The following is a 22,691-nucleotide window of genomic DNA, read 5'->3' on the forward strand; positions in this document are numbered from 1 at the left end:
TAAAACCTCGATTTATACCTAATTCACCTTTTTTTATACTTCAAATTAAAACTTAAACGCGCATATATTTGCACAAACATTAAAACATCAATTAAAAAAATATAAAATGAGTACGCCAAACATTGCAAAAGAAGATATTTTAAACGCATTTAATTTTAGACATGCTACTAAGGAATTTGATCCTACTAAAACGGTTTCAGATGAAGATATTAATTTCATATTAAAAACCGCTCAATTATCACCAAGTTCATTTGGTTTCGAACCTTGGCATTTCATTGTAGTTCAAGATAAAGAATTACGCGAATTATTAAAACCAGTAGCTTGGGGAGCACCTTTAAAATTAGATACAGCAAGTCATTTTATTTTAGGTTTAGCCATGAAAGCGCCTATGGTAAAGCATGATGCAGATTATATTATGCACATGATGAAGGATGTAAAACAGTTACCTCAAGATGTTATAGATATGTATTCTACTTTTTATAGAGAATTTCAAGAGCGTGATTTTGATTTAGATAGTGATAAAAAATTATTCGATTGGTCTTCTAAGCAAGCTTACATCGCTTTAGGAAATATGATGACAGCTGCCGCTTTAACAGGTATTGATAGTTGCCCAATAGAAGGTTTTCATCAAGAAAAAGCAGAAGCTTTATTACAAGAAAAATTTGGTGTAGACACAAATAAATATGGCTTAGCTTACATGGCAGCCTTTGGATATAGAAAAGAAGATCCGGCGCATGGTAAATCTAGAAGGAACTTAGATGATATTGTAACTTGGAAATAAGTCTCTAATTACCAAGTTTGTAATAATCAATTTTGTTAAAATGCTGAAATTAATTTTTTAATTAATCTCAGCATTTCTTATATTAAACCAATTCGTAAAATAAATATTAAAAATAAATTAAAATTGATTTGGTGAAACAGAAGTAATTCAAGTTCTTTCCAGATTAAAATTTTCGCATTAAATGGATAACCTAATTACCTTTGCAATAACCGTATTTACTGGTTTTTTTGCTATTACTAACCCTATTTCAAACATGACTGTTTTTGTATCCTTAACACAAGGTGCGCATAAACAGACCAAAGATGCCATCAATAAAAAGGCAAATATCATTGCTTTTATAATTGTTGTGGTGTTTATTCTTTTGGGAAAATATATTTTTGAACTATTCAATATTAGTATTCCTGCCTTTAAAATTACAGGTGGAATTTTAATATTTTTTATAGGTTTCGAAATGTTACAGTCTAAACAATCGAATGTAAAGAGTTTAAACGATGTCCATATTGAAGAAGATATTGCCGTTTCGCCATTAGCAATACCAATTTTAGCAGGTCCAGGAACTATTGTAACAGCCATGAACTTTGTATCAAACGCTGCACCATTACAAATGTTTATGGTGATTCTTATTTTTGGATCTATGAGTTTAATAACCTATTTCACTTTTAAGTTAAGCGACCATATTGTTAAGTTTGTAGGGTATAATGTTATTTCTGTAATAGGAAAAATAATGGGTTTAATAATTGCCATTATTGGGACAGGTATGATTATTCAAGGTATTAAAATTTCTTTCGATTTAATATCGAACTAGTTCTTTAACTTTAAATGCTGGAAAGCAATAAATTGATAGTCATATGAAAAAAATATTAATTTTGTTTTCGCATCCAAAGTTTGAAAAATCTAGGGCAAATACAATACTTGTTGATCATGTAAAAAATAAGGAAGGCGTTACTTTTCATGATTTATATGAGAAATATCCAGATTTTCATATTAATGTTAAAGCTGAAAAAGAACTACTAGAACAGCATGATGTTATTATTTGGCATCATCCGTTTTATTGGTATAGTTGTCCGCCTTTAATGAAGCAGTGGATCGATATGGTTCTGGAGTTTGGTTGGGCTTACGGTCCAAACACTAATGCTTTAGAATCTAAAACCTGCCTAAATGTAATTACTACAGGAGGCTCTAAGGAATTATATTGCTCTCAGGGTTCCAATAGTTTTACAGTAAATCAATTCTTAAGGCCTTTTGAACAAACAGCTAATCTGTGCGGTATGACTTATTTTCCGCCTTTTGCTGTTATGGGGACGCATAATTTAGATGATGAGGACTTAATAAATCACGCTAAACAATATAGCGATTTAATCGATTTATTGCAGCAAGATTACACCTTAGGAGATTTTAATGGCTGTGCTTTTTTAAATGATATACCAGAACTAAATAACGCTTAATTATTATGACAGGAAGTATCCTTTTTGAAGCCATTGTATTTTTAGCAGGAGCCATTATTTGCGTATCTATCGCCAAACGTTTGGGCTTAAGTTCCGTTATTGGTTATCTGCTTGCCGGGGTTTTAATAGGGCCTTATGTTTTTGGTTTTATTGGTACTGAAGGTGAGGATATTATGCATTTTGCTGAATTTGGCGTTGTTGTGATGCTATTTTTAATAGGATTAGAAATAGAGCCAAAAAACTTTTGGAACATGCGGAAAACCATTGTAGGCATGGGTGGCATACAAGTGGGTGGCACCATGTTACTCTCTTATATTTTATTTACTGTTTTAGGTTTCGAATGGAAAGTGGGTTTAGTTATTTCCATGGCCGTAGCATTATCATCTACCGCAATTGCTATGCAAACTATAAAAGAGAAAGGTTTAATGGAAACCACTTTTGGATCTTCGTCATTTTCTATTTTATTATTTCAAGATATTATAGTTATTTTCATGTTGGGTTTTATTCCGTTATTATCTAATACAGATGCTAGCGCTTCCGCGGAAAACGTGAGCGACCATACCAACTTGTTAGATGGTTTACCATTAGGTTTACAAACTTTATCTATTATTTTATCGGTAGTTGTAATTATAGTCGCAGGCCGTTATTTAATAGTACCTATGCTTCGTAAAGTTGCCAAAACTGGTGTTAGAGAATTATTGATAGCAGCAGCTTTTTTAATTGTTTTTGGTATTTCACTTTTAATGGAATTTGTTGGCTTAAGTCCTGCTTTAGGCGCTTTTTTAGGTGGCGTTGTATTATCCAATAGTGAATTTAAACACGAGTTAGAAAGTACCTTAGAACCTTTTAAAAACTTAATGCTAGGCTTGTTTTTTATGGCTGTAGGCGCATCAATAAATTTTATTGTTATAGCAAATAGTCCGTTAGAAATTGGTGGTATTTTGGTTGCTATTATTATATTAAAAGGTATTGTATTATATATTACAGGCCATATTTTTAAACTGAAATTAGATCAAAAACTACTGCTTACTTGCAGTTTGGCTCAAATTGGAGAATTTGCTTTTGTATTACTATCGTTTGCTTTTGGATTAAATATTTTAGAACAAGAACAAATGGATATGATGTTGGTAATAACGGCACTTAGTATGTCTTTAACGCCAATTATTGGTATTATTAACGAACGTTTTATACTCCCAAGAACAGGCACAAAAGAGTCTTTAAAACGACCAATGGATCATATCGCGAAAACTCAAAAAATTATATTAGTAGGTTTTGGTCACTTCGGAAGTACTATTGGGCGTTTTCTGCGATCTCATGGTGTAGAAGCTACTATTTTAGATCACGACTCTAACCGTGTTGATTTTCTACGGAAAATGGGATTTGAGGTTTATTATGGTGATGCTACACGTCTCGATTTATTAGAATCGGCAGGTATTGCAGAGGCTAAAATTGTTATTTGCGCTACCAATAAAATCTCGGTTTCAAAAGCCATTGGTAAAATTATAAAAGAGAAATATCCACATGTAGAATTCATGATTCGTACTAAAAATAGATATGATGCTTATGAACTACTTAACCTTGGAAATGAAAATATTTACCGAGAATCTTTAGAAACTTCACTTACGTTGGCTAAAGATGTTTTGAGTAAAATGGGCTTTAGAAAATATACTTTAAACCGACAAGTTCAAAATTTTATTAAGTATGATGAGGATAGTTTAAGACGTTTATCGCAAGAGCCTAAAGACGAAAAAAACTATATATTCAAGGCTAAAAAAGAACTTGAGCAACAAGAGAAATTCTTAAATGAAGATTTTAAACGCGGCATTGTAGAATACGATAATCACTGGGATAGCGAACATATTAGAAAGGTTTTAAACAAAACTAAAAAAGGATAACTTTTCTTTAAAAGTTATCCTTAATTTTAAATCTTTAATTTTTATCGATTTACCAGCCATCTAGCACACATTGCATGGTATAAGGCGCTGTTTCATCTAGAGGTAATTCTTCTAAATTATCTCCCAAATAGTTTCCGCTAGCAAAACCTGTGGTGTTTTTAAAACGGTAAGACCAGCAATATCTCAGGTTGGTGAATTCTTCAGAATAAGTAACAAGATTATCAATTAAAGTAACATTTTCAAAATCTGAAAACGCTACAAAATATCCTAAAAATTGGTTGCGTCTTACATCGGCATCCGAGCTGTTATACATGTACATGCCACAGTTATTCATTATGTTTTCGTGTACGTAAGTGGTTTTGTTGTGGCCTTTATCACCACCGCTAGAATATTGAATATAACCTAACCTGCCATTAGCAGAACCACTAACCATGGTTACCGTATTACGTGCAATAATATTATGGGTTTTATGCCAGCTTACTATTGGGCCATCGGTATATTCGCTATCGTCACCTTGCTCCATAATATTATCGAGAATATATACGTTTTCTCCTGTTGCATTTACTATATCGCCTCCAGAATTATGATGAAAATAATTGTCTTCTATTAAAATATCTTCGTCCACACGACCCGGACCTTCTATGTCAATGCCAAATTGTGGCGAGGTTCCGTTAATGTGGTGTATTTCATTATTAGTTATTTCAATACGCACACCACCAACAATAGAAATTCCTTGGCGTCTATTATTATAAATGTTGTTGTTAATAAAAGTTACATCGTTAGAATCGAGAACCAAAGATCCGTCGCCTGTTACATCATGGATTTCCATGTTTTCTATTAAAACATTATTGTTGTCCCAAACGCAAATACCATGGCCTTCATCATGAGCGGTACTTCCATCATCACGAGTTGTAAAAGTGTGCGAATCACGTTCACCTTTTATTTCGCCATCTCTTACAATTATATTATCGCCGTTTAAGCGTAAAACGCAATAATTCCATTTGTTATTGGCATCAATAGATAGCACAGCATTTTCACTAAAAACAAACTCAGTATTATCATATATTTCTATGCCACCGTAATAAATATCGTTAATGTCTTCGCCAACCAAATAATTGCCATTTGGTAAAATAACGCGAGTATAACCTTCGTTATGTGCCCAATCTATGGCTGCTTGTAAATTTTCGGTAGTTTTAATAACATCCGAATTTGTATTCGGAATATCCCAAAAATCCAAATCGATTGTGTATTCTGTTATAAAAGAAATTTCAGGTAACTGCGCATTAAAAGTTCTAATAGGCAAACCTTCTTCATCTAAATCTTCTTGATTTACGGGTTCAGTTTCATCATCTGTAATGCCTTCATATTGATCATGTCCACAAGAACTTACTAGAATAAAAATTGAGAATAATAGGTAATAAGGTAAGGTTTTCATTAATTCATTTTAAAATAATAATACATATTGAACAAATTGATAAAGCATATTTTTGATTATTAATAAGCATCAATTTAGTCTAAACAAGAAAACGAATGTTATTTCAGAATAGTATAAAATGCTTAATTTTTCGATAAACGACATATTCTTAAATCATGTCATTTATAAAATCTTAAAAAACAAACTGTTCCAATCTAAAATAAAAAAGGCTATTTCATTCATATAAAACAATCATTTTAGCATCTTTGTATATGCATCAATCTATAACAAAACACATACAAAATCATATAAAGCCAACAGTTGCGGATATGCAATTATTTTACGCGGCTCTAAATGAAATTTCTGTTGCTAAAGGTCAGTTTTTACTAAAACCAGGCACTACAGTAAAACATGAATATTTTGTAGTTAAAGGCTGTTTAAAAGGTTATTATATAGATGAAAAGGGCAGTAGACATATTATTCAGTTTGCTGTAGAGAATTGGTGGATTGGTGATTTTGATGCCTTTTACAACCAAGTACCATCGAGATTATATATTGAAGCAATTGAAGATTCTCAGTTATTATCTATCAATTATGGTAGCCTTCAAAACATATATAATAAAGCGCCAATTTTCGAACGTTATTTTAGAGTTTTGGTTACTCAAGCTTTTATTTCTCAACGTAAACGCATTCTATCTACTTTAGAGAAAAACACTAAAGAACGATATATAGAATTCTGTACATCGTATCCAAATATTGAAAACCGAGTTCCTAATTACGACATCGCAAATTACTTAGGTGTATCTCCAGAAAACCTAAGTAGAGTAAGGAAACAGATGAAAAGTTAAAACTTTCTTAATTGATATAGGTCAATGAGATTGGCAAACATGTCTTGTAACTTTGTTCTAAGTAACAATTTACATTACAACATGAGCAAGCAACCTTTATTAGTACCATATAACAAGAATATAAATCTTAAAAACAGAGTCGTAATGGCTCCCATGACACGTAGTCGTGCAAACAACGAAGGTAAAGTAGCAACCGATGAATTACAAGGCTTGTATTACGAGCAACGTGCTTCGGCAGGTTTGATTATTTCTGAAGGTTCTCAGGTATCTGAGCAGGCCGTTGGATACATTAATACACCAGGAATCCATACCGATGCCCAAGTTGAAGGCTGGAAAAAAGTAACAAAACGTGTGCACGATAAAGGCGGAAAAATCTTTATTCAGTTATGGCACGTTGGGCGTATGTCGCATCCAGATTTTCATAACGGAGAATTACCGGTTTCGGCGTCAGCCTTAAATCCGCACGCAAAATCATTCACTCCAGAAGGTTTTAAAGACACTGTAGCCGCTAGAGAAATGACTATTGAAGACATTAAACAAACGGTTAAAGATTTTCAAAATGCAGCAGCAAATGCTGTAAAAGCAGGTTTTGATGGTGTAGAGATTCATTCATCAAACGGGTATTTATTTCACCAATTTTTTAACGGAACATCTAACAAAAGAACAGATGAATACGGCGGAAGTTTTGAGAACAGAACTCGTTTTTTCTTTGAAGTTCTAGAGGCTATGAAAGAGGTTATTCCGCAGGAAAAAATAGGTGTTCGTTTTAATCCTTCTTTAGATGGATTGTTCGGAATTACGATGGATGAGGAAACCATTCCAACGTTCGAATACATTATAAAAAAACTAAACGATTACAATTTAGCATACGTACATTTATCTGAACCTTTTACAGATGTATCTGAAATTCCTTTTGCTGTAACCGAAATAGCGAAACATTTTAGACCCTTATACAACGGTACTTTAATGATTAACACCGCTTTCGATCAAGAAAAAGGAAATAAAGTGCTAGAAGATGGTGATGCCGATTTAATAGCTTATGGTAAACCTTTTATTTCAAATCCAGATTTAGTAGAGCGTTTTGAAAACAATTTGGAATTAGCCGAATGGGATCAAGAGACCTTTTACACAACCGGAGCAAAGGGCTATACCGATTATCCAAAAGCTTCTAAATAATTAGAAGTTTAACTTAAAACACACAACATGAAATTTACAAGAAAAGCAAATGCCGAATGGAAAGGAAGTGGTAAAGACGGACAAGGAAATATCTCTACAGGAAGTAAAGTTTTAGATAAAACACAATATTCATTTCATACACGTTTTGAAGATGGTGAAAAAGGAACAAACCCAGAAGAGTTAATTGGTGCAGCACATGCAGGCTGTTTTGCCATGCAATTGAGCTTTTTGTTAAACGAAAATAATTTTACAGCAACAACTTTAGATGTTGATGCTACCGTTAATTTTGAAGATGGCGCTATTACAAAAGTTACCTTAAATTTAGTAGGTGATGTGCCTGAAATAGATGCTGAGCAATTTCAGCAAATAGCACACAAGGCAAAAGAGGTTTGTCCAATATCGAAGTTATTAAATACAGAAATAGAACTTAAAGTAACATTAAAAAAATCATAATAATGGCAACTACAACAGTAAAAGCATATGGTGCAACAGCATCAACAGAAGATTTAAAACCTTTAGATATAGAAAGAAGATCGGTTGGAACCGACGACGTAAAAATTGATATTACTTACTGTGGTGTTTGCCATAGTGACATTCATACAGCAAGAAACGATTGGAAAGGTTCTACGTATCCAGTAGTTCCGGGGCACGAAATTATTGGTCGTGTTGTAGAAGTTGGTAACGGTGTTAGTAACTATAAAGTTGGCGATTTAGTTGGTGTAGGTTGTTTGGTAGATTCTTGTCAAACCTGTTCTTCTTGTGAGCAAGATTTGGAACAGTTTTGCGAAAAAGGAGCAACTTGGACTTACAACAGCCCAGACAAACATATTGAAGGTGCACAAACTTACGGAGGTTATTCTACATCCGTAGTTGTCGATGAAAAATTTGTTTTAAGTATTCCTGAAAATTTAGATGAAGCAGGAACGGCTCCTTTATTATGTGCAGGTATTACAACATGGTCGCCATTGAGCCACTGGAAAGTAAAAAAAGGAGATAAAGTTGGTGTTATTGGTCTTGGCGGATTAGGACACATGGGCGTTAAATTTGCACACGCTTTAGGAGCGCATGTTGTTATGATTACAACGTCTCCAGAAAAAGGTAAAGATGCTAAAAGATTAGGTGCTCATGAGGTATTGGTATCTAAAGATGCCGAGGATATGAAGAAACACCAAGGGAGTTTCGATTTTATATTAAACACCATTCCTGTTGGTCATGAAATGGATCCATATTTAGGATTGCTTAAAATTGATGCTACTATGGTTTTAGTTGGAGCTGTAGAACCTTTAAAACCTTTCCATGGAGGAAGTGTTATTGGTGGACGTAAACGTATTGCTGGTTCTTTAATTGGCGGTATTAAGGAAACTCAAGAAATGCTAGATTTTTGTGGAGAGCATAATATTACTAGTGATATCGAGATAATTGATATGCAAGATATCAATAAAGCTTACGAGCGTGTAACAAGCAACGATGTAAAATATCGTTTTGTAATTGATATGAAATCGCTTAAATAATAGCGAATAAGTTTATAAATATTAAAACAGCATCTTTTTAGTTTAGATGCTGTTTTTTTTATGTCTAAATATTTCTCTTCATTTAAATAAACGTTGTTAAATCGAAACATTTAAATGAATAAAACCAGCAAAACTCTACTATCTTTGCACAAAATATAATTTATGTCACAATCATTTTCTAGTTTAGGTATTCACGATGCATTGCAAAGCAGTTTAGCAGCATTAAATATAACTGTACCAACCGATATTCAAGAAAAAGCCATTCCGGTAATTTTAACTAAAACCGACGATGTTGTTGCTATTGCGAAAACAGGAACAGGGAAAACAGCAGCTTTTGGATTGCCATTGCTTCAATTAATAGATAGTGATAAAAGCAATATACAAGCGGTTATTTTAGCCCCAACTAGAGAATTAGGACAACAAATTTATAACAATTTAGAGTCTTTTAATTCAGAAGAACTTAAAGTCTCTATAGCGGGTTTATTTGGAGGAATACCTATAAAACCTCAAATTGAAAAACTTAAAGCAACTACACATATTGTAGTCGCAACACCAGGACGTTTAGCCGATTTAATTGAAAGAAACGCAATAAACGTTAAAGAGATTAGCTATTTTATTTTAGATGAAGCTGATGAAATGGTAAGCGCTCATAAAGAAGGTGTAGATGCTATTATTAAGGTTTTGCCTAAAAATAGAAGAACCCTATTGTTTACAGCAACTATGCCTGGTACTATTAAACAATTAGTGCAAAATAGTTTATCAAAACATGTGGTAACTATTGAGGCTAATATGGAAACTACAGGCCATCAAGGTATAGATCACCAATATGTGGTTGTTGAACCTATTGAAAAACTAAATGTTTTAATGCATTTTTTAAATTCGAATGAAGGCCAACGTGGTATCATTTTCTGTAAAACTAAAGCGGCAGTAAATAAACTTGCTAAAAATTTAGCTATAAATAAATTCTCTTCAGGAGCCATACACGGTAGTTTATCGCAAGGTATTCGTGATCGTATAATGGGACAGTTTAGAGAAGGACACATCAATATTTTAGTAGCTACAGATTTAGCTGCTCGTGGTATTGATGTTAAAGATTTGGCATTTGTTGTAAATTATCATTTACCGGATACTTATGATGCTTATGTCCACCGTAGCGGACGTACAGCTAGGGCAGGAGCTACTGGTTTATCATTAAGTGTTATTCAGGAAGATGAAGTGCAAGATATTCCAGAATTTGAAGAAGAATTAGGAATTAAGTTTAAAGCTTACCAAAAAGCAGATGCTAAAAGTATCGAAGAGAATAACGGGTTAATTTGGGCTAGAAAAATATTTAAAACTAAGCCAAACCGAGATATTCCAGAAGATTTTAAAGCCAAGGTGAAAACTATTTTTCATCATTTAACAAAAGAAGAATTGGTTGATAAAATTTTAGCGAATTACATTGCCGAAAACAATACAATAGTTGAAAAACCAGCAGTGGTAAAGAAGAAAAAGAAAAAATAAGTAATGGATAATTTTAGAAAAACTAAACAACATATTTTAGATAAACTAAAAATTAAAGCGCTTAATTCCATGCAGGAAGAGGCGTTGTTATCTATTACCAATGTTGAGAACACCGTGCTTTTATCGCCTACCGGAACAGGTAAAACACTTGCGTTTTTATTACCAACCATTACAGCTTTAGATAAGACCTGCGAAAACGTACAACTCTTAATTTTAGTGCCATCACGTGAGTTAGCTATACAAATTGAGCAAGTGATTCGCACCATGGGTTCTGGTTTTAAAGCGAATGCCGTTTATGGTGGTCGTAATTTCTCGAAAGATAGAATAGATTTAGCACATACGCCAGCTATTTTAATTGGTACACCTGGTCGTGTTGCCGATCACTTACGTCGTGAAACGTTTATAGTTGAAGATATTAAAACATTAGTTTTAGATGAATTTGATAAATCTCTAGAAGTTGGTTTCGAGAAAGAGATGAGTGAGATTATCAGTAATCTACCATATATTCAAAAACGAATTTTAACTTCGGCAACTCAAGATATTGAAATCCCAAAATTTGTTGGATTAGAAAACGAATTGGTGATTGATTATTTAGATACGAAAGTTTCTAAACTAGAAATTAAAAAAGTAATATCTCCAGATAAAAATAAGCTTCAAACTTTAGTCGATTTATTAAATCATATAGGAAATAAACCAGGCATTATTTTCTGTAATTTTAAAGATACTATTCAATATGTAAGCGATTTTTTAAATGATAATAAAATTGGTCATGGCTGCTTTCATGGCGGTATGGAGCAAATAGATAGAGAACGTGCTTTAATAAAATTTAGAAACGGAACTCATCAAATTATTATTGCTACCGACTTGGCTGCACGTGGATTAGATATTCCGGAGCTTAACTATATTATTCATTATCAACTTCCTTTAAAAGCTGAAGAATTCACTCATAGAAATGGTAGAACCGCGCGTATGAATACAGAAGGTACAGCCTATGTATTACAATGGGAAAAAGAAACCACGCCTGAGTTTATTGAAACTACCGAAACCGTAATACCAAAAGGAAAAACAGCTAGAATTACAAATCCATGGAGTACACTATTTATTTCTGGTGGTCGAAAAGATAAAATATCAAAAGGCGATATTGCTGGTTTACTTTTTAAACAATGCCATTTAGATAAATCGGAAATTGGTGTTATTGAGTTAAAGCAAGATTGTGCCTTTGTTGCGATACCTAAAGCAAGAGCTGAAAGTATTATTGATAAAACTAATAACATGAGGTTGAAAAAAAGAAAAGTACGTACATATATTATTTAATAATACATGTTACTTCTAATAATTAAAAAGCTGCTATATGCAGCTTTTTTTGTTTTTCTAAATGCGTAAATGTTATAAGGTATTCCTGTAATTATGTAACAGCGTGATTAAGATAGCCGGTATCTTTACATTAAATAATTTTATAAATATTATCTGTAAAGGTTGTTGTCTAAAAACGACAAACCTTATAGTTAATGAAAACAAAAAAACGCAATGATTAAACCAAGAGAAAAAGCACCAGAATTAGAAGTACAATTAGTTAATGGTACCACATGGAAATTAAGCGAACAGTCACCAGAAAACTTCACATTAGTTTTATTTTACAGAGGTAAACACTGTCCTGTTTGTAAAAGTCAGCTAGAAGATTTACAAAAGAAATTGGATAAATTCACAGAGCGTGGCGTTAACGTTATCGCTATAAGCACAGATACAGAAGAAGTTGCAAAAGCAACACATGAAGCATGGGATATTGCAGATATACCTTTAGGTTATGGCATATCTATTGAAGATGCCAGAAAATGGGGCTTATTTATTTCAGAAGGCATTAAACAAGAACCAAAACATTTTGCAGAGCCTGGATTGTTTTTAGTAACACCAGAGCAAATAGTTTACTGGGCATCTATACAATCGATGCCTTTTGGTAGACCAAGTTTTAATGATGTTTTAGGTGGTATTGATTATATATTAAAAGCAGATTATCCTGCAAGAGGAGAGGCATAAGCTTTAATAGTATATCGTTTTCTTTATTAGAGATTAATTTCTCAATAAATAGGATTGATATTTAAGTTAGTAATTTTTTAGAGAGAAAAGACTGAGTGTAAACTTGGTCTTTTTTTTGTTTAAAAATTTAACTTATTTCTAATAAAAGCACACTTAATCGTCATAAAAACAATGTCTTAAGTTGAAGTGTATAGAATAAAATATTAAATTTAGCGGTAATTAATTGAAAACTAATAAATTTATGCAGGCTGTTTTAGATTATTTTCAATCGCTAGACTCATTTAGTGTTTTTTCACTTCTTATTGGAATTTTGGCGTCGTGGTATATTTCTAAACACTTTTTTCTAAAAAAGAAACCCTCCTTAATTCAAGATGCCAAACGGCATAAAACTACCAATTATGGAAGCTATAGAAATGTTGCTAAGGAAACAGAATCTACAATTGTAAATAGCGAATATTTTGGATCTTGGGCTATAAATGCCAATGGTACGGTAACAGATAACATAAATAAACTAACATGGATTAGGGCGCCTTGGGGAACTATTTGGGATGGAACTGATTTTGTAGGAAATCCAATTGCCATAAAATGGCGTGATGCAAGCGATTTATTCGGAAAAGGTATTTTTATTAAAAACCCTTTTCCAGTGCTAACGTTAACACAAAGACCAACTAACTTTAAAGAGAACTATACTAAAGGAAGTTGTAAAGTGTTTTTCGCTGGTTATGATACTTGGCGCTTACCAACAGCTGCAGAACTCGATACACTTCAGTTTAATATTTCACAAGAGTTAAATCACGATTTGTCCAAATTATACGCTAAAGAACGTTCAAATTTAAAGTCTAAATTATTTCCTTTTTTAACGGCATTCACTAAACAAGATATTTTAAAATATAAATTATGGACAGCAGATATGGCAGATGTACATTCTGCATGGTCTCACCATGGGACAACATTAGATGATACTAAAATCGATGAGCAGTGTTATGTACTTTTTGTAAAAGATTATTAATATCGATGTTTTTAAAGATGATGCTCGAGAAATACACCTATAATTTTTCTCCTTTAGGAAGCGTAAAATAAAATGTAGAACCTTTTTCTATTTCACTTTCTACCCAAATGGTTCCGCCATTGTTTTCAACCATTTCTTTACAAACACGTAGACCTAAACCAGTTCCTTTTTCGTTTTGAGTTCCATAGGTTGTAGATGTTTCTTTCTCAGAAAAGATGTTAGTTAGCACATCTTCACTCATACCAACGCCATTATCTTTAATTTGTATTTGCCAAAACTCATTTTGTTCGATGGCTGCAACGGTTATCGTGCCATGCGCTCGCGTAAACTTTACAGCATTACTAATTAAGTTACGAATAACGATATCTATTTGATCTCTATCAGACCAAGTAATTACATGGTCTTCAACTTTATTTATGGTTGAAATAGATTTTACATCAGCCTGTTTAGAAAGTAATCGTAAACTATCTTCTACTAATGTGTTTACATTAATAAAGTCTGGCTTGGTAGATAAGCCATTCATTTGACTTTGTCCCCAAGTTAATAAATTGTTTAGAGTAAAAGCAATAGATTCAATGTTTTCGCCTATTTGCGGCATAAAATGCATAAATTCTGTTTGGCTCACTTTACTATTATTAAATAAATCTAAAAGTGATTTAAATGAATTTATAGGACCTTTTAAATCGTGAGCGATAATAGAGAATAGTCTAATTTTAGTATTATTAGCTCCATTTAAATGTATTTCATTTTTTTTAAGTGCATGCGTATTTTCTATCAGCTTTTGGTTTAAGCTATTTTGAATTTTATTATTCCTTTTAAGAATAACGATGATAATAGTAAAGGCTAATATAATTAATATTGAAAAGTATATATAACTGCGTTGCAAGAGATTCTTTTGTTCATTATCAGAGATATATTTTTCTTTTTCTTGTTCAAATTCTAAGTTCGATTTAAGGATGCTTAATTCCTTAATATTATTTTTTTTGTTAATAGTGTCAGAGATTGCTTTAAATTCTTCTAGATAAGTTAAAGCTTGTCCAAAATCTTCGTCTGCTTTTTTGATTTCATATAAAATTTTTAGAATTTCATCTCGGTTCTCTAAATTATTAAGGTCTTTAGATATTTCTAGTGCTTTTACCGCATAAGATGCTGCTATTTCGTTACTCCTAAGCCCATAGTATGCTTTAGATAAAAGCAAGTAAAGTGGTATTTTATATCTGGTTTGATCGATGTTTTTATGGAGTACTTCACTTTTATTCAACCAAAATAAAGCATGATCATATTCATTTTTTTTAAGGAATATTGTGCCTTTTATTTCATAAACATAGGTTAACCAACTGTTCTGTTCAAGATCTTCAAAAATAGTAATGGCTTTATTTACAGGTTCTTTTGCGTTTTCTATATTTCCTATTTCAATATATGAAAAAGCTAAGTTTGATAGTATGATACCTGTTAATCTTTGATCATCATTTCGCTCATTAACATCCAAAGCCTTTTTTAAAAAGGACACAGCTTGTTCGTATTCTTTTTGAAGACTGTATAGCACAGATATATTTATATAAAGAATAGGTAACCATTTGTCATTTTGGCTGTCTTTAGCAATTTCAATACCAGTTAAAAATGTTTTTAAAGACTTGGCATATTCATCTTTGTACATATATTCTTTGGCCAATTCACTGTAAGAATAGAGGGTTAGATCGGTATCATTAATCGCTCTAGCCTTTAAATTAGCTTTTATAAAATAGAATATAGCATCATCTTGTTCTCCTATGTCTGAATAGTAACCACCTTTAATAATATAGCCTTCAGTTTCACCTTTATCATACTTAATGGCTTTACTTAGTTTAATGGTTTGGTTGGAGATAATTAGTAAACTATCTAAGTTGTACTGGTTGTATTCTCTTATTAATTCATGTAATAAATTTATATATGTTGTATCTTTTTCAAAATGAGGTGTTTCTTGTATTTTTTTAATATCCCTTTGTATTTCTTTTTTTAGTCTCTCTTTTGAGTACGCAGAGAAAGCATTAAACAACGTAAACACAGCTATGAATATGAATATATGCGGAAGGTTAAGTTTTTTTATGTGTAATACATTTGGCATAGGTAAATTTGATGAGCTTCTTTGTAGGGTTTTAGGGTTTGTTTTGCAATATAGTTTGGAAAATAGAACGCGCCAATGATATTATAATATTTATGTATTTTTCACACATTAATTATCGATAAAACACTTATTTAATCGATTAAGTGTCTTTTTATTCAGTTGAAACGTTAAAAATGTACATGAAATATAGAAGTCTATTTTGATAGAAAACAGGTTTGTTTATCTTTAAAAGAGAAATAACATTTTGAATAATTTAGAATATAAGAAACGGAACCATAGAAAGAAGAAGGTTAAACTTTTTTGGTTTTGGGAAGTGTAAAGGAAAATATAGAACCTTGGTTTATTTCACTTTCTACCCAAATACGTCCGCCATTGTTTTCTACCATCTCTTTACAAACACGAAGTCCCAAACCTGTTCCTTTTTCATTTAGTGTTCCGTAAGCAATTTCTGTTTCTTTTTCGGTAAAAACGCTAGTTACAGCATCTGTATCCATACCTACACCATTATCCTTAACTTGTATTTTCCAAAATAGATCTTCTTCAACAGCGCAAACTGTTATTGTACCATGCTCACGTGTAAACTTAACGGCATTACTTATTAAGTTACGAATAACGACATCTATTTGATCTCTATCAGACCAAGTGATAACATTGTTGTCAATATCATTTATGGTTGCAATAGATTTTACTTCGGCCTGTTTAGAAAGTAAGCTAAAACTTTCATCAACCAATTTTTTAATAGAAATAAAATCTGGTTTGGTAGATAAACCATTCATCTGGCTTTGTCCCCAAGTTAATAGATTGTTTAAAGTAAATGCAATAGAGTCTATGTTTTTACCAATTTCTGGCATAAATTCCATGAATTCTGTTTTACTCAACTCTCTGTTATTAAATAAATCTAAAAGTGATTTAAATGAATTTATCGGCCCCTTTAAATCGTGGGCAATAATAGAAAATAATCTAATTTTAGTATTATTTGCTTCATTTAAATGCGTTTGATTGTTTTTAAGTGCCTCTGTATTTTCTAATAATTTTTCATTTAACCTATTTTGAGTTTTGTTATTCTTTTTTAGGATAAATATGATAATTGCAAAGGCCAAAATAATGAAAATAGAGAAGTATATATAACTAAGTTGTAAGGTATGCTTTTGTTGACTTTCTGAAATATATTGTTCTTTTTCTTGTTCAAATTCTAAATTAGATTTAAGTATTCTTAACTCTTTAATATTGTTATTTTTGTTTATCGTGTCCGATATCGCTTTTAACTCTTCTAGATAGGCGAGTGCGTTTTCAAAGTTGTCATCTGCTTTTTTTATTTGGTAAAGTACTTCTAAAGTGAGATCTCGCTGTTCTAAAGTATTTAATTTCTTAGAAAGATGAAGCGCCATTAAAGCGTAATCTTCTGCCGTATCATAGTCTTTAAGGCCTAAATAGGTTTTTGCTAAATTATTGTACAAAGGAATTTTATATCGACCTTTATCGATATTAGCGTGAATTTTTTCACTTTTACTTAACCATTGCAAAGCTTGATTATATTGTCCTTTTTTAGTGTGAATAGACCCTTTTAATTCATAAGCATAAGCAAGCCATGAATCTAATTTTACTTTTTCAAAAATAGAAATGGCACGATCAATAGAAGTAGAGGCACTATCTAAATCTCCCATTTCAATATAGCAGGCCGTTAAATTGTTTAAAGTTTTGCCTACTTGTACTTCATCGTTGCTGAATTCGTTTATTTCAAGTGATTTAGATAAGAATGAAATGGTTTGCTCATATTCTTTCTGAACGCGATATATGGCCGATATATTTAAATAGCATTTAGATAAATATACTTCATTATTATATATTTTGGCTATTTCTATGGCATCTAAGTAATGCTTTAAGGCATTCGCATAATCTTCCTTATACTTATATTCTGCTGCCAATTTAATTTTAGACTCTAATAACAAATTGGTTTCAGAATTAATAATAGCGAGCGAAACAGATTTTTTAAAATACGAAATAGCACGATCTTGTTTCCCTATATTGGAGTAGTATAAACCTTCAATTATATATCCTTGAGCTTCGCCTTTCGGGTAGCGCATAGATTTACTTAATTTAATAGATTCATTCGAAATAACAAGTAAGCTGTCTAAATTGTATTGTGCATATTGCATACCCAATTGATACAGTAGATTCACATAAGTAGTATCTCGTTGAGATTTATTACTTTCCTTGTGTTTTCTTATTTTTTGTTGAAGACTTTTCTTGATGTCTTCCTGCGCACTGGCAGAATTACTAAAACCAGAAGCAGTGAAAATAACCCACAAAAATATACTGCAAAATTTGAAATGATGTATATTAAAATAGGCTTGCATGGGTATGGGTATACTTTTTTTAGATTAGGGTAATTGGTTTTTAATACAAGATAAAACCTAAATAAACGAGAAAAAATATTAAACGTACTTTTAACGGTTTTTTATATATTAAAACAGTTAAAAAGCATATTATTTAGATGAAGTGCTATTTTTAATCGATTACAAACGGTTTATCTCTTTCTGGCTAAGTGGGAGAATTTAGCTCATTCTAACTGAAAGGAGTAAAACATTTAAATCAAAAAAGGTTGTCCAAACCATGGACAACCTTTATAATATATAATGATGGGTCTAAATTATTTTAAACTCTCTAATAATTTTTCTGCAACTAATTCTGAAGATGCTGGGTTTTGACCCGTAATTAAATTACCATCTTGTACTGCGTATGGTTTCCATTGGTCTAAATTAGAATACAATGCTCCATTTTCAATAAGCATATCTTCTAATAATAATGGTACAACCTCTGTTAATCCAACGGCTGCTTCTTCTGAGTTAGAAAACCCTGTAACACGTTTTCCTTTTACTAAAGCTGTTCCGTCTTCATTTTTTACATCTTTCAATACAGCTGGTGCGTGACATACAAAAGCGATTGGTTTTTCTTGACGATCAAAGGCTTCAATTAAAGCAACCGATGTTTTATCGTTAGTTAAATCCCATAAAGGACCGTGACCACCTGGATAAAATACCGCATCAAAATCGTTAGAATTCATATTGGCTAAAACCTCAGTGTTTGCAATTTTTGCTTTTGCATCTTCGTCTTTATTATAGCGATCTGTAGAAGCTGTAGCAGCATCTGGAGAATCACTACTTGGGTCTATTGGAGCCGCTCCACCTTTTGGCGTAGCAATAGTAATTTTTGCACCTTTATCTAATAATGTGTAATATGGGCTAGCAAATTCTTCTACCCAAAATCCTGTTTTTTTCCCTGTATCTCCTAATTTGTCGTGAGATGTTAATACAAATAATATTTTCATGTCGTTTTGTTTTTTTAATTCTGTTTTTACTTCTGAAACTTTTTCAGAAGTTGTTTCTTGTCCTACGTCTTTACAACTCGAAGCTGTAATTATTGTAAGTGCTATGGCTAATGTTTTTAAAGTCTTCATCAATAAAATTAGTAAGCCATTTTTACAATTTTTTCAACTTTATCTGGCGATAAACTTTGGTGTTCACCTAAGCCTAACCAACCACGATCTGTAAAACGTTTAGAGATTTCTTCGGCAGTGCCTTCGTAATCCTTAGTGTAATCGGATAATTTAGTATCTATACCTAATTCATTAAAAAACGCTTCCGTTCTTTCAATAGCAGCATATGCTTTATCGTCCATGTTACCTTCAGTAATATTCCAAACGCGCTCACCGTATTGAGCTAATTTTTCTTTTTTAGCTTCAAAATTATACTTGTAATGGCTTGGTGCAATTACAGCTAAAGTACGTGCATGATCGATACCGAATAAAGCCGTTAATTCGTGCCCCATGGCGTGTACTGCCCAATCGTTAGGAACTCCTTTTTGTATTAATCCGTTTAAGGCCATTGTACAACTCCACATAAAGTTAGAGGCTGCTTGATAATCTGTAGGATCTTTTAAAACCTTTGGAGCAACTTCTATAATGGTTTGTAAAATACTTTCAGCAAAACGATCTTGCAATAGAGCACCAACGGAATACGTCATGTATTGCTCTAAAACGTGTGTAAAGGCATCGGTTAAACCGTTTACCAATTGGCGTCTTGGAATAGAGGTAATCACTTGCGGATCTAAAATTGAAAATTCAGGAAATAAACCAGGACCACCCATAGCTAATTTTTCCTTTGTTTCTTTTCTAGTAATTACAGCACCAGAATTCATTTCAGATCCTGTAGCTGGCAAAGTTAAAACGGTTCCAAAAGGCATACCTTTTTCGGTTCTAATATTTTGGCTTAAAATATCCCAAGGTGTATCACCTTTAAATAATGCTGCAGCCGATAAAAATTTGGTACCATCTATTACAGATCCACCACCAACAGCTAGTAAATAGCTAATGTTTTCATCTTTAATAACCTTTAAAGCATCCATTAACACAGCATACTCAGGGTTTGCAGGAATACCTCCAAACTCAATAACTTCAACCTTTGTTAAAGCTGTTTTAACCTGGTCGTAAATACCGTTTTTCTTAATACTTCCGCCACCATAAAGCAATAATACTTTAGCGTTTTCTGGAATTTCATTTTCTAATTTTTCAATAGAATCTTTTCCAAAAATAATTTTGGTCGGATTTTTAAATTCAAAATTGTTCATCTTCTTTCTCTTTAATTTTTTAAATTTTCACTATCATTTTTCCTTTGTTTTTACCTTCGAATAAATCGATAAAAGCATTAGGAATATTATCGAAACCATCAACAATAGTTTCAGTGTAAGTTAATTTACCTTCTGCTAACCATCCTGATAAATGTTTCATAGCTTCTGGGAATTTTTCAGCATAATTAGAAACAATAAAGCCTTGCATTAAGGCACTATTTTTAACTAAAAATGGTTGTACACTAACGCTTTTTGGTAATTCTGTTTCATTATAAACCGAAATAGCACCACATATAATCATACGTGCAAAACGATTGATGTTGAATAAAACAGCATCCGAAATAGGCCCACCAACATTATCAAAATAAATATCGACACCATTTGGCGCTAAAGCTTTAATGTCTGCATTAATATCTTTACTTGTATTATAATTAATACCAGCATCGAAACCAAATTTACTTTTAAGCATCTCGATTTTCTCGTCGGTTCCAGCAATTCCTATAACGTGAAGTCCTAGTATTTTTGCTATTTGCCCAACTACAGAGCCTACAGCTCCAGCAGCACCAGAAACCACAATAGTTTCTCCTGCTTTAGGTTTTCCTATTTCGTTTAACCCTAAATAAGCCGTTAAGCCCGTCATTCCTAAAACACCTAAATAAGTACTTAATGGTGCTTTATCGCCATCAACTTTTAAAAGGCCTTCACCTGTAGAAATTTGTTGTGTTTTCCAACTTAACAATCCAGAAACATAATCACCTTCAGCAAAGTTTTTGTTTTTAGAGGCAACTACTTTTGCAACCACTCCAGATTGTACGGGTTTATTAAGTTCAAAAGGAGGTACATACGATTTTGCATCGCTCATACGTCCTCTTAAATAAGGATCAACAGATACATAAGCAGCTTCTAACAAGATTTCTCCTTCGCCAACTTTTAATTCAGTATGGTCACTAACAAATTCAAAATTTGAAACTGTCGGTTTTCCTTTTGGTCTATTGTTTAATAAAATTGTCTTTGTCATTTTTCTTTTTTTTATTCAATTACAGTCACTAAGTCTTCCATAGGTTTTCTAACCTTTACAAGATTTACTAACCAATCTGCATCATCTTTTCTATAACCCATTGGTAATAAAACGGCACTACGTAAACCTTTTTCACGTAAACCTAAAATTTGATCTACAGCATCGGCATCAAAACCTTCCATTGGGGTAGTGTCTACACCTTCGAAAGCAGCAGCAGTAAGCGCTTCTGCGAAAGCTATGTAGGCTTGTTTTGCGGCATGATTAAAGTTTTCTTCCGCATCTTTTAGAGGGTAAGAGTTTAAAAGCATTTTACGGTAATCTTCCCAACCTTCGTTTTTAAAACCACGAATATCATTGGTTAAATCGAACATATAGTTAATTCTTTCAGGAGTATATGTGTCCCAAGCAGCAAAAACAAGTAGGTGAGAGCAGTCTGTTACAACAGATTGATTCCAAGCTACAGGCTTAATTTTCTCTTTAACATCTTGGTTTTTTACTACAAAAATTTCAAAAGGTTGTAAACCGCTAGATGTTGGTGCTAAACGAGCTGCTTCTAAAATACGTTCTACTTTATCTTCAGCTATTTTCTCGCCATTCATCGCTTTTGCAGCGTATCTCCAGTTTAATTTATCTAATAATTCCATATCTTAAATTTATTTTTTAGTTATTGTTTTGAAATTTGTTTTATATCGTTTGAAGTTATAATCACTTCGGCATTACTTCTGTTATTTGCTAATTTTATCATCGCTGTTGCAATGGTTTCGGCATCTATAATTTTATACTGTTTTAACTTCCCTATAAATAAGGGTTCAATGACTTGGAAAACAGCCAGTCCAATTTTTTCTAATAGTCTATGTTCTTTTCTTTCGCCACCAATTAAAGATGGTCTTAACACAAAAGTGTTTTTTATATTTCGTTTTAAAACATCGTGCTCCATTTGGCCTTTTGTTTTATTGTAAAACACATTACTGCTTTCATTAGCACCCATAGCTGATATCACTAAAAACGTAGGTATGTTGTTTTCTTTTGAAAGCTTTGCTGCCGTTACCGGAATACCATAATCTATTTTTTTATAGAGTTCTTTATTTGGTGTTTTCTTGGTAGTTGTACCAATGCAACAATAGACTTCGTCTGCTTTGAAATCGGGTTTAAAATCTTCTAGGTTTAATAGATCTCCTATAAATTGTTCTACCTTATCAGGTAATCCTTCTATTTTAGAACGAGAAAACAGTTTGATGGTTTTATATCTATCATCTTCAATTAATTTATGAAGAATAATATTCCCTGTTAAACCGGTTGCGCCAAGTATAATAGCTGTTTTTTTCAT

At 32.3% G+C, this 22,691-nt stretch carries 20 protein-coding genes; 12 read left to right on the plus strand and 8 right to left on the minus strand.

Features of this window, described 5'->3' with window-relative positions; all coding sequences use genetic code 11:
* Positions 1–106 precede the first annotated feature (106 nt).
* From BM246_RS03530 to BM246_RS03545, 4 genes are all read left to right on the plus strand, one after another.
* A complete protein-coding gene (locus BM246_RS03530; protein ID WP_042495237.1) occupies positions 107–781 on the plus strand; it encodes an NAD(P)H-dependent oxidoreductase in 675 nt (224 codons plus the stop codon).
* 181 nt (positions 782–962) lie between these two features.
* The gene (locus BM246_RS03535; RefSeq protein WP_042503577.1) at positions 963–1,586 is read left to right on the plus strand and encodes a MarC family protein; all 624 of its coding nucleotides are present in this window, start codon (positions 963–965) and stop codon (positions 1,584–1,586) included.
* A 43-nt stretch (positions 1,587–1,629) separates the two neighbouring features.
* Positions 1,630–2,226, plus strand: a complete 597-nt coding sequence (kefF, locus tag BM246_RS03540; RefSeq protein ID WP_074935832.1) for a glutathione-regulated potassium-efflux system oxidoreductase KefF — start codon at positions 1,630–1,632, stop codon at positions 2,224–2,226.
* Positions 2,227–2,231: 5 nt separating this feature from the next.
* Entirely contained in the window at positions 2,232–4,121 is a 1,890-nt protein-coding gene (locus tag BM246_RS03545; RefSeq protein WP_074935833.1) for a monovalent cation:proton antiporter-2 (CPA2) family protein, read from the plus strand.
* 49 nt (positions 4,122–4,170) lie between these two features.
* Here the strand turns inward: BM246_RS03545 and BM246_RS03550 are convergent, their stop codons facing one another.
* Positions 4,171–5,556, minus strand: a complete 1,386-nt coding sequence (locus tag BM246_RS03550) for a right-handed parallel beta-helix repeat-containing protein (RefSeq protein WP_074935834.1) — start codon at positions 5,554–5,556, stop codon at positions 4,171–4,173.
* A gap of 251 nt (positions 5,557–5,807) precedes the next feature.
* On the opposite strand from BM246_RS03550, the gene BM246_RS03555 reads away from it, so the two are divergent.
* From BM246_RS03555 to BM246_RS03590, 8 genes are all read left to right on the plus strand, one after another.
* Positions 5,808–6,383 (plus strand): Crp/Fnr family transcriptional regulator, encoded by a 576-nt coding sequence (locus tag BM246_RS03555; RefSeq protein WP_074935835.1) that lies wholly within the window; start codon positions 5,808–5,810, stop codon positions 6,381–6,383.
* Positions 6,384–6,464: 81 nt separating this feature from the next.
* Entirely contained in the window at positions 6,465–7,559 is a 1,095-nt protein-coding gene (locus BM246_RS03560) for an alkene reductase (RefSeq protein ID WP_074935836.1), read from the plus strand.
* 27 nt (positions 7,560–7,586) lie between these two features.
* The gene (locus BM246_RS03565; RefSeq protein ID WP_074935837.1) at positions 7,587–8,012 is read left to right on the plus strand and encodes an OsmC family protein; all 426 of its coding nucleotides are present in this window, start codon (positions 7,587–7,589) and stop codon (positions 8,010–8,012) included.
* Positions 8,013–8,014: 2 nt separating this feature from the next.
* Positions 8,015–9,070, plus strand: coding sequence for an NAD(P)-dependent alcohol dehydrogenase (locus tag BM246_RS03570; protein WP_074935838.1), 1,056 nt, complete (start codon positions 8,015–8,017; stop codon positions 9,068–9,070).
* A 162-nt stretch (positions 9,071–9,232) separates the two neighbouring features.
* Positions 9,233–10,573: a DEAD/DEAH box helicase gene (locus BM246_RS03575; protein ID WP_074935839.1), complete on the plus strand. Its 1,341-nt coding sequence runs from the start codon at positions 9,233–9,235 to the stop codon at positions 10,571–10,573.
* Positions 10,574–10,576: 3 nt separating this feature from the next.
* Complete coding sequence (locus BM246_RS03580; RefSeq protein ID WP_074935840.1) at positions 10,577–11,887, plus strand: DEAD/DEAH box helicase; 1,311 nt, start codon at positions 10,577–10,579, stop codon at positions 11,885–11,887.
* 213 nt (positions 11,888–12,100) lie between these two features.
* Positions 12,101–12,607 (plus strand): peroxiredoxin-like family protein, encoded by a 507-nt coding sequence (locus tag BM246_RS03585; protein WP_074935841.1) that lies wholly within the window; start codon positions 12,101–12,103, stop codon positions 12,605–12,607.
* Positions 12,608–12,830: 223 nt separating this feature from the next.
* Entirely contained in the window at positions 12,831–13,616 is a 786-nt protein-coding gene (locus BM246_RS03590) for an Lcl C-terminal domain-containing protein (RefSeq protein WP_139221845.1), read from the plus strand.
* Positions 13,617–13,653: 37 nt separating this feature from the next.
* Here BM246_RS03590 and BM246_RS03595 read toward each other — a convergent pair whose 3' ends face one another.
* The 7 genes from BM246_RS03595 to BM246_RS03625 form a co-directional block, all read right to left on the minus strand.
* Positions 13,654–15,720: a tetratricopeptide repeat-containing sensor histidine kinase gene (locus tag BM246_RS03595; protein ID WP_081959092.1), complete on the minus strand. Its 2,067-nt coding sequence runs from the start codon at positions 15,718–15,720 to the stop codon at positions 13,654–13,656.
* Between the two features lie 290 nt (positions 15,721–16,010).
* Positions 16,011–18,029, minus strand: a complete 2,019-nt coding sequence (locus BM246_RS03600; protein ID WP_175489772.1) for a tetratricopeptide repeat-containing sensor histidine kinase — start codon at positions 18,027–18,029, stop codon at positions 16,011–16,013.
* Between the two features lie 341 nt (positions 18,030–18,370).
* Positions 18,371–19,177, minus strand: a complete 807-nt coding sequence (locus BM246_RS03605; protein ID WP_175489773.1) for a type 1 glutamine amidotransferase domain-containing protein — start codon at positions 19,175–19,177, stop codon at positions 18,371–18,373.
* A gap of 8 nt (positions 19,178–19,185) precedes the next feature.
* Entirely contained in the window at positions 19,186–20,346 is a 1,161-nt protein-coding gene (locus tag BM246_RS03610; protein WP_074935843.1) for an iron-containing alcohol dehydrogenase, read from the minus strand.
* Positions 20,347–20,365: 19 nt separating this feature from the next.
* Positions 20,366–21,364, minus strand: a complete 999-nt coding sequence (locus tag BM246_RS03615) for an NADP-dependent oxidoreductase (protein WP_074935844.1) — start codon at positions 21,362–21,364, stop codon at positions 20,366–20,368.
* A gap of 11 nt (positions 21,365–21,375) precedes the next feature.
* Positions 21,376–22,008, minus strand: a complete 633-nt coding sequence (locus BM246_RS03620) for a nitroreductase family protein (protein WP_074935845.1) — start codon at positions 22,006–22,008, stop codon at positions 21,376–21,378.
* A 20-nt stretch (positions 22,009–22,028) separates the two neighbouring features.
* Entirely contained in the window at positions 22,029–22,691 is a 663-nt protein-coding gene (locus tag BM246_RS03625) for an NAD(P)H-binding protein (RefSeq protein ID WP_074935846.1), read from the minus strand.

The organism is Algibacter lectus (assembly GCF_900112395.1).
Lineage (GTDB): Bacteria > Bacteroidota > Bacteroidia > Flavobacteriales > Flavobacteriaceae > Algibacter > Algibacter lectus.

Excerpts from the sequence above, each read along its gene's own strand:
- BM246_RS03550 (WP_074935834.1), bottom strand. The coding sequence starts at position 5,556 with ATGAAAACCTTACCTTATTACCTATTATTCTCAATTTTTATTCTAGTA.
- BM246_RS03545 (WP_074935833.1), top strand. The coding sequence starts at position 2,232 with ATGACAGGAAGTATCCTTTTTGAAGCCATTGTATTTTTAGCAGGAGCC.
- BM246_RS03610 (WP_074935843.1), bottom strand. The coding sequence starts at position 20,346 with ATGAACAATTTTGAATTTAAAAATCCGACCAAAATTATTTTTGGAAAA.
- BM246_RS03575 (WP_074935839.1), top strand. The coding sequence starts at position 9,233 with ATGTCACAATCATTTTCTAGTTTAGGTATTCACGATGCATTGCAAAGC.
- kefF (WP_074935832.1), top strand. The coding sequence starts at position 1,630 with ATGAAAAAAATATTAATTTTGTTTTCGCATCCAAAGTTTGAAAAATCT.
- BM246_RS03565 (WP_074935837.1), top strand. The coding sequence starts at position 7,587 with ATGAAATTTACAAGAAAAGCAAATGCCGAATGGAAAGGAAGTGGTAAA.
- BM246_RS03560 (WP_074935836.1), top strand. The coding sequence starts at position 6,465 with ATGAGCAAGCAACCTTTATTAGTACCATATAACAAGAATATAAATCTT.
- BM246_RS03595 (WP_081959092.1), bottom strand. The coding sequence starts at position 15,720 with ATGCCAAATGTATTACACATAAAAAAACTTAACCTTCCGCATATATTC.
- BM246_RS03570 (WP_074935838.1), top strand. The coding sequence starts at position 8,015 with ATGGCAACTACAACAGTAAAAGCATATGGTGCAACAGCATCAACAGAA.
- BM246_RS03625 (WP_074935846.1), bottom strand. The coding sequence starts at position 22,691 with ATGAAAAAAACAGCTATTATACTTGGCGCAACCGGTTTAACAGGGAAT.
- BM246_RS03535 (WP_042503577.1), top strand. The coding sequence starts at position 963 with ATGGATAACCTAATTACCTTTGCAATAACCGTATTTACTGGTTTTTTT.
- BM246_RS03580 (WP_074935840.1), top strand. The coding sequence starts at position 10,577 with ATGGATAATTTTAGAAAAACTAAACAACATATTTTAGATAAACTAAAA.
- BM246_RS03585 (WP_074935841.1), top strand. The coding sequence starts at position 12,101 with ATGATTAAACCAAGAGAAAAAGCACCAGAATTAGAAGTACAATTAGTT.
- BM246_RS03530 (WP_042495237.1), top strand. The coding sequence starts at position 107 with ATGAGTACGCCAAACATTGCAAAAGAAGATATTTTAAACGCATTTAAT.
- BM246_RS03620 (WP_074935845.1), bottom strand. The coding sequence starts at position 22,008 with ATGGAATTATTAGATAAATTAAACTGGAGATACGCTGCAAAAGCGATG.
- BM246_RS03605 (WP_175489773.1), bottom strand. The coding sequence starts at position 19,177 with ATGAAGACTTTAAAAACATTAGCCATAGCACTTACAATAATTACAGCT.
- BM246_RS03555 (WP_074935835.1), top strand. The coding sequence starts at position 5,808 with ATGCATCAATCTATAACAAAACACATACAAAATCATATAAAGCCAACA.
- BM246_RS03615 (WP_074935844.1), bottom strand. The coding sequence starts at position 21,364 with ATGACAAAGACAATTTTATTAAACAATAGACCAAAAGGAAAACCGACA.